This is a genomic window from Kribbella sp. NPDC104740 (genome assembly GCF_055583505.1).
In genome coordinates, this window is sequence record NZ_JBVJNV010000004.1 from 502222 (window position 1) to 518062 (window position 15841).

Sequence of the window (15841 nt, forward strand, 5' to 3'; positions counted from 1 at the left end):
CTGCTCGCTACGGCGGGGAACCGTCAGACATGCCGTTGTGAAGGTCGTTGCCCTAGCGGCTGCAGCACTGTTGTTGGCCACCGCCTGTACGCCGGGAGCCGAGACCCCCGAGGGGGGTGCGAGCGCGCCGAGCTCGGTGAAGACCGACGCCGCCTCGCTGGGGGATGTCAGCCTGACCGTGTGGGACCAGGAGGTCCGCGGCGGGCAGGCGGCGCAGATGGCCGAGCTGATCAAGCAGTTCGAGGCCAAGTACCCGAACATCAAGATCAAGCGGGTCTCGCGGTCCTTCGACGACCTGAAGACGCAGCTGCGGCTGGCGCTGACCGGCAACGACGCGCCGGACGTCGTACAGGCGAACAACGGCCGGTCCGACATGGGTGAGTTCGTGAAGGCCGGTCAGCTGGTGCCGCTGGACGAGTGGGCGAAGGCGTACGACTGGGGCAGCCGGTACCCGGCGTCGGTGATGCAGTACTCGCGGTACTCCGCGGACGGCAAGACGTTCGGCGAGGGCAACCTGTACGGCCTGCCGCAGGTCGGTGAGGTGGTCGGGCTCTACTACAACAAGGACAAGCTCTCCAAGCTCGGGATCCAGCCGCCGACCACGTGGGCGGAGTTCGAGGACGCGCTGGCCAAGGCCAAGGCCGGCGGCGAGCTGCCGATGCAGCTCGGCAACCTGGACAAGTGGCCGGCCATCCACGTCTTCGGCACCGTGCAGGACAAGACCACCCCGGCCGACCAGATCACCACACTCGCGTTCGGGCGGCCCGGCGCGTCCTGGAAGACGCCGGAGAACACCAAGGCCGCCGAGAACCTCGTCTCCTGGGTGGACAAGGGCTACTTCAACAACGGCTTCAACGGCCAGGGCTACGACCCGGCCTGGCAGGACTTCGGCAAGGGCAACGGCGTCTTCCTGATCGCCGGGACCTGGCTGCAGGCCGACCTGCAGAAGGCGCTCGGCGCCAAGGTCGGCTTCATGCTCCCGCCGGGCACGGACGCTTCGGCGAAGCCCGTGATCACCGGCGGTACCGGTCTGCCGTTCGCGATGACCAACAAGGCCAAGAACAAGGACGCCGCGGCGGCGTACATCAACTTCATCACCAGCCCGGACGCGATGAAGGTGCTGACCGCCACCGGCAACCTGCCGATCGCCGACACCGGCCAGCAGCAGGCCCCGGCCGGACTGGCCAAGGACGTCTTCGCCGCCTTCGGTACGGCGGTCGACCAGGAGGGCCTGGTGCCGTACCTCGACTACGCGACCCCGACCATGTACGACACGCTCGGCGCCGCGCTGCAGGACCTGATGGCGAAGAAGGCGACGCCGCAGCAGTTCGTCGACAAGCTGGAGGCCGACTACAGCAAGTTCGCCGGCAAGTGAGCTCACCGCCCGGCGAACCGCGCAAGATCGGCTACCTCTACATCCTGCCCGCGCTGGTCGTGTACGGGTTGTTCCTGCTCTACCCGCTTGGCCGCGCGGTGCACCTGTCGCTGTTCGAGTGGGACGGGATCTCGCTCGGCAAGTTCGTTGGCCTGAGCAACTACGCCGACGTGGTCGCGGACGCCGGGCTGCGGGCGGCGTTCGGGCACGCGCTGGTGCTGCTGATCTTCTACTCGGTGCTGCCGGTCGTCATCGGGCTCGCGCTGGCGTCGGTGCTGCGGCGGGCGCGGGTGCGCGGGCTCGCGTTCTTCCGGACTGTGGTGTTCCTGCCGCAGGTCGTCGCGATGGTCGTGGTGGCCGTTGCCTGGCGCCACATCTACGCGCCGGACGGTCCGCTGAACGACGTACTGCGGGCGGTCGGCCTGGACGGGCTGGCGCGCGGGTGGCTCGGTGACTACGCGTTCGCGCTGCCCGCGGTGGGGGTGATCGGGACGTGGTTCGAGACCGGGCTGGTGACCGTGCTGCTACTGGCCGGGATGGCGCGGATCCCGCGCGAGCGGTACGAGGCGGCGCGGCTGGACGGCGCCGGGCCGGTCCGCGAGTTCTTCGCCGTGGTGCTGCCCGCCGTACGGGGTGAGATCGCGGTCGCCGTCACGCTGACCGTGATCGCCGCGCTGCGGACGTTCGACCTGGTCTACGTGACCACCAGCGGGGGACCCGGTACGTCGACCAGCGTGCCGTCGTACGAGGTGTACCACCGGGCGTTCGAGCTCGGGCAGGTCGGCTCGGCGGCGGCGATCGGAGTGTGCTTGACGGTGCTGATCTTCCTGATCACGCTCGGGGTCAACCGGATCGCGGACCGCGGATGAAGGCCTCGGCGGGAGAGCGGTTCGGCAACTACCTGCTGCTGGTCGTCTTCGGGTGCTTCGCGCTGGCGCCGATCGTGTCGATCGTCACGGCCGCGCTCGGGCCGGACGACGCCGGCAGCGGGTCGAGCGGGTTCGGGAACTTCGGCAAGGCCTGGGAGATCGGGCACTTCGGGACGTATCTGCGGATGAGCCTGCTCGTGTCCGTGTCGGTGGTCGTCGTGAGCGTTCTGCTGTCGATCCTGTCCGGCTACGCGTTCGGGACGATGCGGTTCCGCGGCGCGGGGGTGCTGTTCTACCTGTTCCTGCTCGGCATCATGATGCCGACCGAGGCGATCGTCGTCCCGCTGTACTTCGACCTGCGCACGCTCGGGCTGACCGACACCTACTGGGCGGTCGCGCTGCCGCAGGTCGCGCAGTCCGTTGCCTTCGGCACCTTCTGGATGCGGGCCTACTTCCGGTCGTCGAGCCGGTCGCTGGTCGAGGCGGCCCGGCTGGACGGCGCCGGGCACTGGCGGACGCTGTGGCGGGTGCTGGTCCCGCCCGCGCGACCGGCGCTGGTGACGCTGATCGTGCTGGTCTTCATGTGGACCTGGAACGAGTTCCTGATCCCGCTGGTGATGGTGACGAGTGAGTCGCTGCGGACGGCGCCGCTGGGGCTGGCGTTCTTCTCGGGTCAGTACACGTCGGGGTTCACGCTGCTCGCCGCGGGCGCGGTGATCGTGGGGCTGCCCGTCGTACTGGTTTATGCGTTCCTGCAGCGGCACTTCATCGCCGGGATGCTGGAAGGCGCCGTACGGGAGTAGCTACTCGCAGGACTTGAGCAAGGGGGAGTGCAGCCGGTCGGCGAGGACGCGGCGCTGGGTCGGCTGCGCCTCGGTCTGACGCAGCAGGCCCTCGTCGGTGAGCCGGACCTTGACCGCGCGGCGGTCGTCGGGGCACATGTGCCGCTCGACCAGGCCGGCGGTCTCCAGCCGGCCGATCACGCGGGACAGCGCGCTCTGGCTCAGGTGCACCGACTTGGCGATGGTCTGGACCTTCGCGGACTGCTCGGGCAACTCGGCGAGCCGCTCGAGCACCTCGTACTCGCTCATCCCCAGCGCGTGGCCCGCCTGCAGCTCGCGGTCGAGCGCGCAGCTGAGGTCGGCGTGGCGGGCGAGGAGCTCGCGCCACTCGCGCACGTCAGCCGAGGCGGTCGTCGTACTGACCTTCGTGTCGGTCACGAGCGCGACGTTATCATGCATGCGCATTCAATGCAAACGCATTTAATGCCTAGACATTAGATGCACATGCATGCAAAGCTCTCTCCTCGTGACACAGACAACGCACACACCTCCGGCTCGCATGACCTGGGACGCCCGCCTGTGGGGCGCGCTCCTGGTGGTCTGCGGCGTGATCTTCCTCGACGGCCTGGACGTGTCCATGGTCGGTATGTCGCTGCCCTCCATCGGCGCCGACCTCGGCGTCTCGCTGTCGTCCCTGCAGTGGGTCGTCACCGGCTACGTCCTCGGGTACGGCGGACTGCTGCTGCTCGGCGGCCGCACCGCCGACCTGCTCGGGCGGCGCAAGGTCTTCCTGATCGCGCTCGCCGTCTTCGCCGTGGTCTCGATGCTGAGCTCGCTGGCCACCAACCCCGAACTGCTCATCGCCGCGCGGTTCGTGAAGGGTGTCGCCGCCGCGTTCACCGCGCCGGCCGCGCTCTCGATCATCACCACCACCTTCCACGAGGGCCCGGACCGCAACCGCGCCCTCAGCATCTTCACCACCTGCGCCGCCAGCGGCTTCTCGATGGGCCTGATCCTCGGCGGCGCGCTGACCGAGGTCGGCTGGCGCTGGACCTTCCTGATGCCCGGCCCGGTCGCGCTGATCGTGTTCCTGTTCGCGCTCAAGCTGATCCCGAACAGCCCGCGCGACGACGCCGCCGGCGGGTACGACGTACCGGGTGCGATCACCGTCACGGCCGGCATGCTCTCGCTCGTGTACGCCGTGGTCGGCGCCGAGCACGCCGGCTGGGCCTCGGTCCAGACCATCGGGCTGTTCGTGCTCGCCGCGGCGCTGCTGACGGCGTTCGTGCTGATCGAACGCCGGACCAAGCACCCGCTGGTGCGGCTCGGGATCCTTCGCGCGCCTTCGTTGCGGCGGGCCAACCTGGCGATCCTGACCGTGTTCGGCGCGTACGTCGCGTTCCAGCTGATCGGGACGCTCTACCTGCAGAACCTGCTCGGCTGGTCGTCGTTCGAGACGGCGCTGGGCTTCCTCCCGGCCGGCCTGCTGGTGGCGACGCTGTCGCCGAACGCGGGCAAGCTCGCCGACCGGATCGGCACCGAGCGGATGATCGTCGCCGGAATGGCGCTGTTCGTCGTCGGGTACGCGCTCTCGCTGCGGATCGGGCCGGAGTCGGCGTACTTCGCGACGGTGTTCCCGACCATCATGCTGATCGGCCTCGGCTTCGCGATCGCGTTCCCGGCGCTGAACATCCAGGCGACCTCCGGGGTGCCGGACCACGAGCAGGGGCTCGCGTCGGGGCTGTTCAACACCTCGAACCAGGTCGGCGGCGCGATCGTGCTCGCCGTCGTGACCGCGGTGATCAGCAGCCAGTCCGCGGGGGTGACGACGCCGGAGGGGATGCTGTCGGCGTACAAGCCCGCGCTGGGCGTCGTGACCGGAATTGCAGCGCTGGGTCTGATCATCGGGCTCACCGGCCTGCGGGGGCTGCGGGCTCGGCGCGAGGCTGAAGCCGCCGAGGCGGCGCAGCTGGAGGCGGTGCAGCGGGAGCTGGCCGCCGAGGAGATGGAACCGGCTGTCTGAGGCCAACGACCGGCCCTGATCGGGTCGTTGAAGGTATATGCCGCAGTGCGGGTCCCGGGCTACTCCCCGAGACCCGCACTGCTGTTCTCGGGAGAGTTCGGGGCCATCCCTTATTGGTTTGGACCCGTCGGGGTGCTGGACTGGAGCACATGAGCAACCAGAGCGACTACGACCGCCGGGTCAAGGACATCCTCGACCGGGTCGCGAAGGGCCACCTGTCCAGCGACGAGGCCGCGACCCTGATCGCCGCCGTCACCAAGCCGACGGCGGACACGCCGGTTGCCGAGCCTGCCGCGACCACCTCCCCGGAGGCGGAAGCCGCCGCGGAGGCTGACGTCCCGTCGGCGTCGGTGTGGGCGGACGCGGTCGACTCCCCGGATGCCGCGGGCACCGCGCCCGCGCCGGTGGTCGACGTACCGGTTCAAGACAGTGTTGTAGACGAAGCACCTGCTGAAGAAGAAGTTGAAGAAGAAGTGCAGCACAGCAACGTGCCCGTCCCCTCCGGCGTGCAGCGGGTGACCATCCGCGCCGTCGGCCGCCGGGTCCGCCTGATCGGCGAGTCCGCGATCACCGGTGTCGCGGTCGACGGCCCGCACGTGATCAAGCGCGACGGGAGCACGCTCGCCATCAACAGCGAGGGCGACATGGGCGTCTCCCTCGACGGCTTCAGCATGCTGCGCAACCCGACCGACCTGAAGGCGCACGTGAACGGCTTCGCCAAGGAGCTGTCGATCCGGGTGAACCCGATGCTCGAGGTCGAGGTCGAGGTAACCGGCGGCAGCGTCGTCGCCGAGCGCCTGCCCGGCCTGACCCGCGTCCGCGTCACCGCCGGTACGGCGAAGGTCCACGACGTCGACGGCCCGATCGACATGCTCGTCCAGGCCGGCTCCGCCCACCTCGACGCCCAGGTCACCAAGGGCCGCTCCCGCGTCCGCATCGAGTCCGGCGCCGCAACGGTCAACCTCCGCCGCGGCTCCGACGTCCGCGTCCACACCGAGTCCCAACTAGGCCGAGTGACGTGGGCCGGCGCCGTCAACGGCCAGTCCAAGGACGTCGAGATCGGCCGCGGCCGCGCGGCCCTCGACGTCGAGGTGCTGGTGGGTTCGGCACAGATCACCTCGGACTGAACAGCCCGCCGCTCCGTACTCTCAGGTGATGCCCCGGAAGACGTCGTCGCAGACCATCTTCACCACGTGCTTGTTCGGGTTTCGGACGGCTTGGCGAAGCTCAGCGGCGTTGACCACGGGCAGCCTGGGACTGCTCGTGGTGGTGAGCCTGCTGCCTGGTCTGCAGGTGGTCCTGATCGCTCGCCTGGTCGACTCTGTCTCGACCGGAGAATTCACCGCGCTGACGACCGGGACTGTTGCTGTAGCGATCTGTGTCGGTGCGGCGGAACCACTGGCGCAGGCGGTCCGGGCGCTCGGCTATCAGATCGTCAGCCGGGTCCGGGCCAACCTCCACGGCCAGGTGGCGCACGCGGTCGCCGCGATGCCGCCGTCGATGCTGCGCCGACCTGAGACCGCCGACCGGGTGCAGTCCGTGAAAGACGCGATCCCGATGCACACCGGGTACCTGTTCCTGAACATCCTTCTGGCGTTGCAGGGAATCATCGGCGCCATCGGTGTCTGCCTTGCCGTCTTCACGTTCAACATCCTGTCCGGCCTGCTTGTCCTGGTGGCTGCCCTGCCCGTCTATCTGGCCTCCAGCTACCTCAATCGGGTCCAGGATCGGATGGACGCTCCTCTGGCAGCGCTTTCGCGACGCGCCGGCTATCTGGAGACTCTGATCACCCATCAGCGGAGTGCAACGGAACTCAACAGCCTCGGCACGGGCCGGCGCGTCGCCGCTTGGACGGCGTCCCAATATCACCAGGTGGCCGATTTCGAGAGTCGCCTGCTCCGGCCCCTGCTCAAGGCGCAGATCGTCGCGGGGGTGGTCACTGGCGCTCTGCTCGCCGCAGCGCTGCTGGTCCTGGTAACCGGCCAAGCGACGGCAGGAGCGGCAGCAGGAGTCGTCGCCGCGGTGGCCGGGGCCGGCGCGATCCGATCCGCCGGATTCTCGCTCGGATCACTGGCCGAAGCAGCACCCAGGGTCGGCCGACATCTTCAGCTGCTCGAAGACACTCCCGCGCCGTCGCCGCAGCAGGAGGCGCCGGCCGTTCAACAGGTCGAGGCGGTGGATCTCAGCTTCTCGTACGACGAAACCTCGCCGCCGGCACTCGACGGCGTCTCCTTCAGCGCGCGACGCGGCGAGATGGTGGCGTTGGTTGGACCCAACGGTGCAGGAAAGACGACAGCGGTGAACTGCCTGGTCGGAGCGCTCGAACCGAGCTCGGGAGCCGTGTTCGTCGACGGCCGGAACGCCGCCGAGCTGAAGGAGGCCGACCGCCTCGCGATGTTCGGCGCGTTGTCGCAGGAGTTCGGCCGCTTCGAGCTGCGGGTCCGCGACGCGGTGGGCCTGGGACAGCCCGCACGGGCGCTGTCCGACGACGATGTCACTGAAGCGCTGGCCAAAGCCCAGGCGGCGGATGTCGTCGCATCCATGCCGAGCGGGCTCGATACGCAGCTCGGTGATCAGTGGGAGGGCGGAGTCGGGATCTCCGGAGGCCAGTGGCAGCGGATGGCCCTGGCGAGGATCTACGCCCGGGACGCACCTGTCTGGATTCTCGACGAGCCGACGTCAGCGATCGATGCAGAAGCGGAGTACGAGGTGTTCGCGCGACTTCACCAGACCCGTGCGGACCGGATCACGATCGTCGTCTCGCACCGGGCTTGGACCCTCCAGGCGATGGATCGGATCTATGTCCTCGACCAGGGATCGATCGTGGAGTCGGGAACCTTCGACGAACTGGTCGCCGCGGGCGGCAGGTTCGCCGCGCTGTTTCGGAGTCAGACGGGTTAGCGTCGGTTGATGGGCTTGTTGACGCCGGTGGCGGTCAAGATCGGTTCGTTGAGCTGGATGCCGAGGCTGCTGCCGCAGATCACGTGGGTGGACAAGCTGCTGCAGCAGGGGACCCGGGGGCGCTGGTCGCTGCTGCGGGTTGCCGGGTTGCCGAACTTGATGCTTGTCGTGGCCGGCCGTAAGTCTGGGGTGCCGCGTTCTACGCCGCTGCTCTGCGTTCCCTACCGCGACGGGTACCTGATCGCGGGCTCCAACTTCGGCGGCCTCAAGGAGCCCGTGTGGGTGGTGAACGTGCGCGCTGCCGATCGGGTGACTGTTGTCATCGGCGCTGAGCAGCACGAGGCGACCGCGCGGGAGATCACCGGTGACGAACGAGCTGTCGTCTGGGAGCACATGGTCAAGACCTGGCCGAACTACGCCCTGTACGCCGCCCGCACGGACCGCACGATCCCGGTGTTCTTTCTCGAGCCGCTCACCGGGCGGCGACCAGGCCGGCTTCGTACGCGGTGATGACGAGCTGAGCGCGGTCGCGGGCCGGCAGCTTGGCGAGCAGGTTGCCGATGTGGGTCTTGACGGTCTTGATCGAGATGCCGAGCGCACAGGCGATCTCGTCGTTGGACAGCCCGCGGGCGATCTGGACGAGGACCTCGGTCTCGCGCTCGGTCAGCCGGTCCACGGTGCGCGGCCGGTGGACCGCCGGGCGGTCGAGGTAGTGCTCGACGAGCCGCGTGACGATGCGCGGCGCGAACAGCGACTCCCCGCGGTGAGTTCGGCGTACGGCGTCGAGCAGTTGGTCGGGCTCGGCGTCCTTGAGCAGGAAGCCGCTGGCGCCCGCCCGGAGCGCGGCGTACACGTACTCGTCGAGCTCGAACATGCTCAGCACCAGCACCCGGAGGCCGGCGAGCGCGCGGTCCCCGGTCAGCTGCCTGGTCGCCTCGATGCCGTCGCCGCCGGGCATCCGGATGTCCATCAGTACGACGTCCGGCCGCAACTCCCGCCCGCGCTGGACCGTCTCGCGTCCGGTCGCGGCCTGCCCGACCACGGTCAGGTCGTCGGTCGCGTCGATGAGCAGCGCGAGACTGTGGCGCAGGAGCGGCTGGTCGTCCGCGATCAGCACCCGGACCGGCGTGGCGCTCATCCGCGCGGTCCCGGCCGGGGGTGCGGAGTGACCCCGAGATCTCCTGCAGCAGCAGGGGCTGCGGGGCGCGTGGCGCTCATCCCGTGGGACCGTCGGGGAGCCGGGCTTCGACCGTGAAGCCGGCGTTCGCCGGGCGGGCGGTCAGGGTGCCGCCGAGGGCGGTGACTCGCTCGTGCAGGCCGGTCAGTCCGTGGCCTCCGCCGTGATGGGCGGTCCAGCCGGCGATCGGGCCTTCGTCGCGGTACGCCGTGAGCAGGACGCCGTCCTCGCGTCGTACGGCGAGCTGGGCTCGGGTCGGGCCGCAGTGGCGGAGGGTGTTGTTGAGCGCTTCCCGGGCGACGGCGCAGACCGTGAGCTGTGCGCCGGGCGAGACGTCGGCGAGTGCGGGCAGCTCGAGCGTGACCTGCAGCCCGGCGGCGCGGGCCTCGTCGACGATCGCCGGGAGGTCCTCGAGGGTCTCCGCAGGCCGCAGCGGCGCGGGCTCGCCGTCGGCCGAGCGCAGCACGTTCAGCATCCGCCGCAGCTCGGTCGTGGTCCCGCGGCTGACCTGCTCGATGTCGTTCAGCGCCGCGTTCGGCTCGGCACCGGCCCGGCGGGCGACGGCGGCGCGGATGGTGATCAGGCCGAGCCCGTGCGAGACCAGGTCGTGCAGGTCGCGGGCGATGCGCAGCCGTTCGGCCTGGACCGCCTGCTCGCCGGCCCACGCGGTCAGGCGCTCCTCGTACTCGCGCCGCTGCCGGCGGCTGCGGACCACGGCCCAGACCGAGACCGCGATCGCGATCGCGGTGATGACGACCGGCGCGATCAGGGTGGCCGGATCCGGGGCGCCGGCGACGAACAGCAGGGACAGCAGCAGCACCGCGACGGTTCCGGCCGCGAAGCCGATGCCTGAGCTCCGGGTCGGACGGCCAGCCTCCACACCGCGAGTCTAGGATCCGCGGGCCGACCAGGCATCGGACCCAGGTCTGAGAGTCCCAGGACAGAGGGCCGAAAAGCCCGGACCCAGGACCGACAGACCCAGGACCGAGCCGCCCGGCGAAGTCCGGACCTCAGGCCGATCCGGATCCCGCGCGCGGGCGCTGGGATGGATCGCATGCTGACCATCGACCAACTCGTGAAACGACGCGGCTCCCGCCTGGTGCTGTCCGAGGTGAGTTTCCGGGCCGCTCCGGGCCGGATCACCGGTTTCCTCGGCCCGAACGGCGCGGGCAAGTCCTCGACCCTGCGGATCCTGCTCGGCCTGGATCGCGCCACCTCCGGCACGGCCCTGATCGACGGACGCCCGTACGGCGTACTGCGCAACCCGCTCCGCACCGTCGGCTCGGTCCTCGACGGCTCCGGTGCGCACCGGTCGCGCCGGGCCGGCGAGCACCTCGCCTGGGTTGCCCGAAGCAACGGAATTCCGCAGCGCCGGGTCGGCGAGGTGCTGGACCAGGTCGGACTGGCGGACAGCCGGCGGACCAGGGCCGGCCGGTTGTCGCTCGGCATGGGCCGACGCCTCGCGCTGGCCACCGCGCTGCTGGGCGAACCCGAAGCGCTGGTCCTGGACGAACCGTCGAACGGCCTGGACCCGGACGGGATCCGCTGGCTGCGTGACCTGCTGAAGGACCAGGCGGCGGCGGGTGGGACGGTCTTGCTGTCCAGCCACCAGATCGGCGAGATCGCCCAGCTCGCCGACGACCTCGTCGTGCTCGCCGAAGGGCGGATCGTGGCCTCCGGTCCGTGCGCCGAGATCGGAGCCGGGCACGAGTCGCTGGAGGACGCGTTCTTCGCGCTGACCCGTCCTGGCCGGACGGGGGAGGAGCGGTGATGAAGCTGGTGGTCGCCGAGCTGCGCAAGACGATGACGCTGCCCGCCACCGCTGTCGCTCTTGCGGTGGCGGTGATCGGCCCGATCGCGCTCGCCGTGCTCAACGCCGTCAACGTCCGCGACGCGCTCACCTCCGGGCAGACCGATCGGGTCGGGTTCACCAGCGCGGCCGAGGCGGCGCTCAGCGCCGTACCGCTCGGGACCGCCGGTGCGATGGTTCTCGGTGTCGTGGCGATCAGCAGCGAGTACACCGCGAACAGCACCGACGCGGGTGGCGGGCGACAGATCAGTACGACGTTGAGCGCGGCGCCCCGGCGGTGGACTGTCCTCGCGGCGAAGGCCGTCGTCGTCGCGGCACTCGTCGTACTGGTGGCACTGATCAGCCTGTCGATCTCGCTCGTCGCAGCCGCCACGATCATCGGCGATGCGGCACCTGCGGGCGCCGGTCCGCCGATCGGCAGGTTCTTCGGCGCCGGGCTCTACTGGGTGCTGGCCGCGCTGATGGCGCTCGCGATCACGGTCCTGGCCCGGAGCGGGATCGTGCCGCTGATCGTGCTGATCACCAACGGCACGGTGGTTTCGGTCTCCTTCTTACTGTGGAAGGTGACGCCGCTGGCCCGGTACCTGCCCGATCTGGCCGGCACCCGGCTGTTCGCCGGCGAGACCTTCACCGCCGTCGACGACGCGCTACCTCCGCTCACCGGCGGCCTCGTGATGGCGGCGTGGGCTGCTGCTCTGCTGCTGGTGGCGGGCGTCGTGCTGAACCGGCGCGACGCATGACCGATCAGGCGATCGCGGCCGAGCTGATCAAGCTGCGGACGCTGCCCGCCGCGTGGATCACGAGCTTGGTCACGGTGGTGTCGGCGGTCGTCGTGACCGCGGCCACCGCGAGCTCGACCACCGACCCCGCTGCGGATGCGGTGACGCTCGCGCTCGGCAGCGTCGCGTTCCTGCAAGTGGGGACGATCGTGCTCGGCGTGGTCGGCGTGGCCTCGGAGTACGGCGGCCACGAGCTGCGGACGACACTGACGGCAGTGCCCAACCGGGTCGTGTCTCTGGCGGGCAAGGCTGTGGCGCAACTGATCGCCACGACCGTCACCAGCGCGGCCGCGCTGGGGGCCGCAGTGGCGACTGCTTGGGCGACGGAGCCGCCTCGGGCGTCGCTCTGGCGGGTCGCCGGAGCAGCGGCGTACCTCGTGCTCGTGGGGTTGCTGGCAGCGGCGGTCACCGTCGTACTTCGGTCGCTCGTCCCGCCGCTGGTCCTCATGTTCGTCGGGGTCATCGTGGCCTCGCCGCTGCTTGCGACTGTCACCGATCAAGCCCGGTGGCTGCCTGACCAGGCCGGTCGCGCGCTCTACTCGGCTGATCCCGGCCCCTTCGGTCCTGCCGGCGGTACGGCGGTCCTGCTGGTCTGGTTGCTCTGCACCGGTACGGCGGCGGTGATCTCCTTCGTCAGTCGGGACGCTTGAGCGACTCCAGCTCCGCCGGGATCGTTCGCAGGGTTCGGAACGGTGAGAACAGCAGCCAGGCTGTGCCGAGCAAGGTGGCGAGGCCGGAGATCCACAGGGTCGGGCGGAGGCCGAACGCTGTGCCCAGGACGCCGCCGAGCAGGCTGCCGACGGGCATTGCACCCCAGCTGACGAAGGACATCGTGGCGCTCACCCGGCCCTGGAGGTCGGGTGGGCAGACGCGTTGGCGGGTGCTGACCTGGAGGATGTAGCCGACGATGATGCAGATCGCGGCGAGCAGGGTCGAGCCGACGTACCAGGTCAGGCCCCAGCCGGCGGTGGTGAGGGCTTGAAGGGTGAAGGCGACGCCCAGGCCGATCGCTGCGACGAGTTGGAGGCGGGCGTCGCCGACGCGGTGGCTGAGGCGTTCGGTGAAGGCGGAAGCGGCGATCGCGCCGAGCAGGCCGATCATGCTGAGCAGGCCGATGGTCGCGGGGGACAGGCCGATCTCGCGGACCAGGAAGACGATCACCACTGCGGAGTTCGCGGCCTGGAAGAGCATCGTGGTGGCGGTGTTGAGGGTCAGCGGGCGCAGCAGAGGGTGCCGGAAGACGTAGCGCAGGCCCTCGGCGATCTCGCGGCGCAGGTTGCGGTGCTCGGGCGCGGGCGGCTTCTGCTCCGGCGTACGGATCGAGCGCAGCCACAGGGCTGACCAGAGGAAGCCGAGCGCGTTCAGGCCGACTGTCGTCGCAGCTGACAACCACTGCACCAGTACGCCGCCCGCGCCGGCTCCGACGACTGCTGCGACGGAGTGGTTGGCCGCGAGCCGGGCGTTGCCCGGGAGCAGCTGGTCGGGTGTCAGCAGGCGTGGGGGATAGGAGCTGTGCGCTACGTCGAACAGCACGGTCAGGAGCCCGGCGAGCGCTAGTACGACGTACAGCTGCGGCAGGCCGAGTACGCCGAACGCTGCAGCGACCGGGATCGAGCCGAAGAGCACCGCTCGCCCCAGGTCGGCAGCGATGAGCACCGGCAGGCAGCGGACCCGGTCCACCCACGCACCGGCGAACAGCCCGAGCAGGAGCCAGGCTGCTGTCTCGCAGGTGCGCAGCAGCGAGACCTGGAACGTCGTCGCGTCGAGGGCGAGCAGGGCGAGCAGTGGGATCGCCATCATGCCGAGCCGCGCGCCGAGCTGGCTGAGCAGGTCGGCGATCCACAGCCGGCGGAAGTCGGGGTGCCTCAGGATGCCCATTCCGGGACCGTAGACCCCTAAGTTGAGCCCTGTCGACTCAATGGCAAGAAACTTGAGTCGAGGGGACTCAAGTTGGAGTCTGCAACTAAATAGTGGCGGTGGCTTATATAACTGCTAGCGTATCTACCCAGGGAGAAATGGCTCGAAAACTGTCGGGAGTCTCCGACAGGATGATCTGCATCACACTCAGGAGGGGGCGGCTCTGATGGCTGCAATCGAGGCGACCGGCCTCGTGAAGACGTTCCGGACCCGGAAGAACACCGTGAAGGCGCTCGACGGGATCGACCTGGAAGTGCCCGAGGGCAGCGTCGTCGGGCTGCTCGGCCCGAACGGTGCGGGCAAGACCACCACGGTCCGGGTGCTCACCACGCTGATGGCGCCCGACGCCGGCAGCGCGCGCGTGCTCGGGCACGACGTGGTCAAGGAGGCCGACACCGTCCGGCAGCTGGTCGGCCTGTCCGGGCAGTACGCCGCCGTCGACGAGCTGCTCACCGGCCGCGAGAACCTGTGGATGTTCGGCCGGCTCTACCGGCTGACCAGCGCGCAGGCCAAGCAGCGGGCCGACGAGCTGCTGGAGATCTTCGACCTCACCGAGGCCGCGGACCGGATCCTCAAGACGTACTCCGGCGGCATGCGCCGCCGCCTCGACCTGGCCGGGTCGCTGATCGCTCACCCGAAGGTGCTGTTCCTGGACGAGCCGACCACCGGGCTCGACCCGCGCAGCCGGCTCGACCTGTGGCAGATCATCCGCGACCGGGTCCGCGAGGGCGTCACGATCCTGCTCACCACGCAGTACCTCGAAGAGGCCGACGAGCTGGCCGACAGCATCGCGGTCGTCGACCACGGCTCGGTGATCGCCCGCGGCACCGCGGACGAGCTGAAGGCCAAGGTCGGCGGCGAGCGGATCGAGGTCGTCGTGCACGAGCCGGGGGACACCGCCCGCGCGCTCGAGCTGCTGACCGCGTCGCTGCAGGTGAGCGACCCGGAGTCGACGTCGCTCGACGAGCATTCCAAGCGGGTCACGCTGCCCGCGCCGGGTGGCTCGGCGGCGCTGGTCGAGGTGATCCGGACGCTGGATGCGAACGGGATCCGCATCGCCGACATCGGCCTGCGCCGGCCGACGCTCGACGACGTGTTCCTGACCCTGACCGGTCACGCGACCGACAACCCCGACACCGTCGCCGATGAGTCGGCCACCACCGGAAAGAAGGCCCGAGCATGAGTACGACGGAAGTCGCGACCGCCTCGTCGGGGGCCGGCGCGAGCAGGGGTACGAAGGGCGCCGCGACCGCCTCGTCGGGGGCCGGCGCGAGCAGCCTGCGGAACTCCTCGATCGCGGCGAGCCGGGCGGAGGCCGGGCGATGAGCGCCGACGTGACGCAGGGCGGGCCGAGCGGCGTGCGGCAGCAGAGTCCGGTCGGGCGGGCCGTGTCCGACGCCGGGATCCTGGCCTGGCGGACGCTGAAGCGGATCCCGCGGACGCCGGACATGCTGATCTACGCGACCATCCAGCCGATCATGTTCGTGCTGCTGTTCGCCTACGTGTTCGGCAACGCGATCCCGATCCCGGGCTTCCCGGGCGCGCGGGCGTACCGGGAGTTCCTGATGTCCGGGATCTTCGCGCAGACGATGGCCTTCGCGGTCGCCTCGGCCAGCGTCGGACTGGCCGACGACATGTCCAAGGGCCTGATCGACCGGTTCCGCTCGCTGCCGATGGCGCGGTCCGGGGTGATCGCCGGGCGGGTGATCGGCGACGTGGTGTTCAACGCGTTCGTGATGCTGGTGATGGTGATCTGCGGGTTCATCGTCGGCTGGCGCTGGCACAACGGCTTCGGCCAGGCGCTCGGCGCGTTCGCGATCCTGCTGCTGTTCGCGTTCGCGATGCTGTGGGTGGGGGCGCTGATCGGGTTGTCGGTCGGCAGCCCTGAGGTCGCCGCGTCGGCGGGGCTGATCTGGCTGTTCCCGTTGACGTTCCTGTCGAACGCGTTCGTGCCGACGCCGAACCTGCCGAGCGCGTTGCAGCCGGTCGCGGAGTGGAACCCGATCTCGTCGATCGTGGCGGCTTGCCGGCATCTGTTCGGGAATCCGTCGCCTTTCGCGAGCCCTGATGGGTTTCCGGCTCAGCATCCGGTGTGGCTGAGCTTGATCTGGTGCGCGGTGATCATCGGGGTGTTCGCGCCGTTGGCGGTGCGGAAGTACCGGCGGACGACCGGGCACTGAGCAGTCGAACGACACCTCGAACGACACC

The 15841-nt window shown here is 69.9% G+C and carries 17 protein-coding genes; 13 read left to right on the plus strand and 4 right to left on the minus strand.

The genetic code is table 11. The features are described from left to right. Positions 1-37: 37 nt before the first annotated feature. Genes ACZ6Z4_RS23505 through ACZ6Z4_RS23515 form a run of 3 tightly spaced genes read left to right on the plus strand, consistent with a single transcriptional unit; the run spans position 38 to position 3047 of the window. A complete protein-coding gene (locus ACZ6Z4_RS23505) occupies positions 38-1375 on the plus strand; it encodes an extracellular solute-binding protein (protein ID WP_465568284.1) in 1338 nt (445 codons plus the stop codon). After that, positions 1372-2244, plus strand: coding sequence for a carbohydrate ABC transporter permease (locus ACZ6Z4_RS23510; protein WP_465568287.1), 873 nt, complete (start codon positions 1372-1374; stop codon positions 2242-2244). The genes ACZ6Z4_RS23505 and ACZ6Z4_RS23510 overlap by 4 nt, the downstream gene beginning before the upstream one ends. Further along, positions 2241-3047, plus strand: a complete 807-nt coding sequence (locus ACZ6Z4_RS23515; protein ID WP_465568291.1) for a carbohydrate ABC transporter permease — start codon at positions 2241-2243, stop codon at positions 3045-3047. The genes ACZ6Z4_RS23510 and ACZ6Z4_RS23515 overlap by 4 nt, the downstream gene beginning before the upstream one ends. Here the strand turns inward: ACZ6Z4_RS23515 and ACZ6Z4_RS23520 are convergent, their stop codons facing one another. Continuing rightward, positions 3048-3464 (minus strand): MarR family winged helix-turn-helix transcriptional regulator, encoded by a 417-nt coding sequence (locus ACZ6Z4_RS23520; RefSeq protein ID WP_465568294.1) that lies wholly within the window; start codon positions 3462-3464, stop codon positions 3048-3050. A gap of 121 nt (positions 3465-3585) precedes the next feature. Between ACZ6Z4_RS23520 and ACZ6Z4_RS23525 the strand changes: the two genes are divergently transcribed. From ACZ6Z4_RS23525 to ACZ6Z4_RS23540, 4 genes are all read left to right on the plus strand, one after another. Continuing rightward, entirely contained in the window at positions 3586-5049 is a 1464-nt protein-coding gene (locus tag ACZ6Z4_RS23525) for an MFS transporter (protein ID WP_465568296.1), read from the plus strand. Between the two features lie 149 nt (positions 5050-5198). Next, positions 5199-6176 carry a hypothetical protein gene (locus ACZ6Z4_RS23530; RefSeq protein WP_465568299.1) on the plus strand — a complete coding sequence of 326 codons (978 nt, stop codon included), beginning with the start codon at positions 5199-5201 and terminating at the stop codon, positions 6174-6176. Between the two features lie 28 nt (positions 6177-6204). Continuing rightward, on the plus strand, positions 6205-7950 hold the full coding sequence (locus ACZ6Z4_RS23535) for an ABC transporter ATP-binding protein (protein ID WP_465568302.1): 1746 nt from the start codon (positions 6205-6207) through the stop codon (positions 7948-7950). Between the two features lie 9 nt (positions 7951-7959). Then, a complete protein-coding gene (locus tag ACZ6Z4_RS23540) occupies positions 7960-8460 on the plus strand; it encodes a nitroreductase family deazaflavin-dependent oxidoreductase (protein WP_465568305.1) in 501 nt (166 codons plus the stop codon). On the opposite strand, the gene ACZ6Z4_RS23545 is transcribed toward ACZ6Z4_RS23540, so the two are convergent. Both ACZ6Z4_RS23545 and ACZ6Z4_RS23550 read right to left on the minus strand, forming a co-directional pair. Next, positions 8423-9088: a response regulator gene (locus tag ACZ6Z4_RS23545; RefSeq protein ID WP_465568308.1), complete on the minus strand. Its 666-nt coding sequence runs from the start codon at positions 9086-9088 to the stop codon at positions 8423-8425. The genes ACZ6Z4_RS23540 and ACZ6Z4_RS23545 overlap by 38 nt on opposite strands. Positions 9089-9164: 76 nt before the next feature. After that, on the minus strand, positions 9165-10007 hold the full coding sequence (locus ACZ6Z4_RS23550) for a sensor histidine kinase (protein ID WP_465568313.1): 843 nt from the start codon (positions 10005-10007) through the stop codon (positions 9165-9167). Between the two features lie 174 nt (positions 10008-10181). Here ACZ6Z4_RS23550 and ACZ6Z4_RS23555 point away from each other — a divergent pair, with 174 nt between their 5' ends. Genes ACZ6Z4_RS23555 through ACZ6Z4_RS23565 form a run of 3 tightly spaced genes read left to right on the plus strand, consistent with a single transcriptional unit; the run spans position 10182 to position 12366 of the window. Continuing rightward, complete coding sequence (locus tag ACZ6Z4_RS23555; protein ID WP_465568317.1) at positions 10182-10898, plus strand: ABC transporter ATP-binding protein; 717 nt, start codon at positions 10182-10184, stop codon at positions 10896-10898. Continuing rightward, positions 10898-11677 (plus strand): hypothetical protein, encoded by a 780-nt coding sequence (locus ACZ6Z4_RS23560; RefSeq protein WP_465568320.1) that lies wholly within the window; start codon positions 10898-10900, stop codon positions 11675-11677. Before ACZ6Z4_RS23555 ends, ACZ6Z4_RS23560 begins: the two co-directional genes overlap by 1 nt. Then, positions 11674-12366 carry a hypothetical protein gene (locus ACZ6Z4_RS23565; protein ID WP_465568323.1) on the plus strand — a complete coding sequence of 231 codons (693 nt, stop codon included), beginning with the start codon at positions 11674-11676 and terminating at the stop codon, positions 12364-12366. Before ACZ6Z4_RS23560 ends, ACZ6Z4_RS23565 begins: the two co-directional genes overlap by 4 nt. On the opposite strand, the gene ACZ6Z4_RS23570 is transcribed toward ACZ6Z4_RS23565, so the two are convergent. Then, entirely contained in the window at positions 12350-13594 is a 1245-nt protein-coding gene (locus tag ACZ6Z4_RS23570) for an MFS transporter (protein ID WP_465568326.1), read from the minus strand. The two genes, ACZ6Z4_RS23565 and ACZ6Z4_RS23570, sit on opposite strands and share 17 nt — an antisense overlap. 205 nt (positions 13595-13799) lie before the next feature. Between ACZ6Z4_RS23570 and ACZ6Z4_RS23575 the strand changes: the two genes are divergently transcribed. The 3 genes from ACZ6Z4_RS23575 to ACZ6Z4_RS23585 are packed head-to-tail and all read left to right on the plus strand — an operon-like array spanning position 13800 to position 15813. Next, on the plus strand, positions 13800-14816 hold the full coding sequence (locus ACZ6Z4_RS23575) for an ATP-binding cassette domain-containing protein (protein WP_465568329.1): 1017 nt from the start codon (positions 13800-13802) through the stop codon (positions 14814-14816). Beyond that, a complete protein-coding gene (locus ACZ6Z4_RS23580; RefSeq protein WP_465568332.1) occupies positions 14813-14959 on the plus strand; it encodes a hypothetical protein in 147 nt (48 codons plus the stop codon). Before ACZ6Z4_RS23575 ends, ACZ6Z4_RS23580 begins: the two co-directional genes overlap by 4 nt. Continuing rightward, on the plus strand, positions 14956-15813 hold the full coding sequence (locus tag ACZ6Z4_RS23585; RefSeq protein ID WP_465568335.1) for an ABC transporter permease: 858 nt from the start codon (positions 14956-14958) through the stop codon (positions 15811-15813). Before ACZ6Z4_RS23580 ends, ACZ6Z4_RS23585 begins: the two co-directional genes overlap by 4 nt. Positions 15814-15841 lie beyond the last annotated feature (28 nt).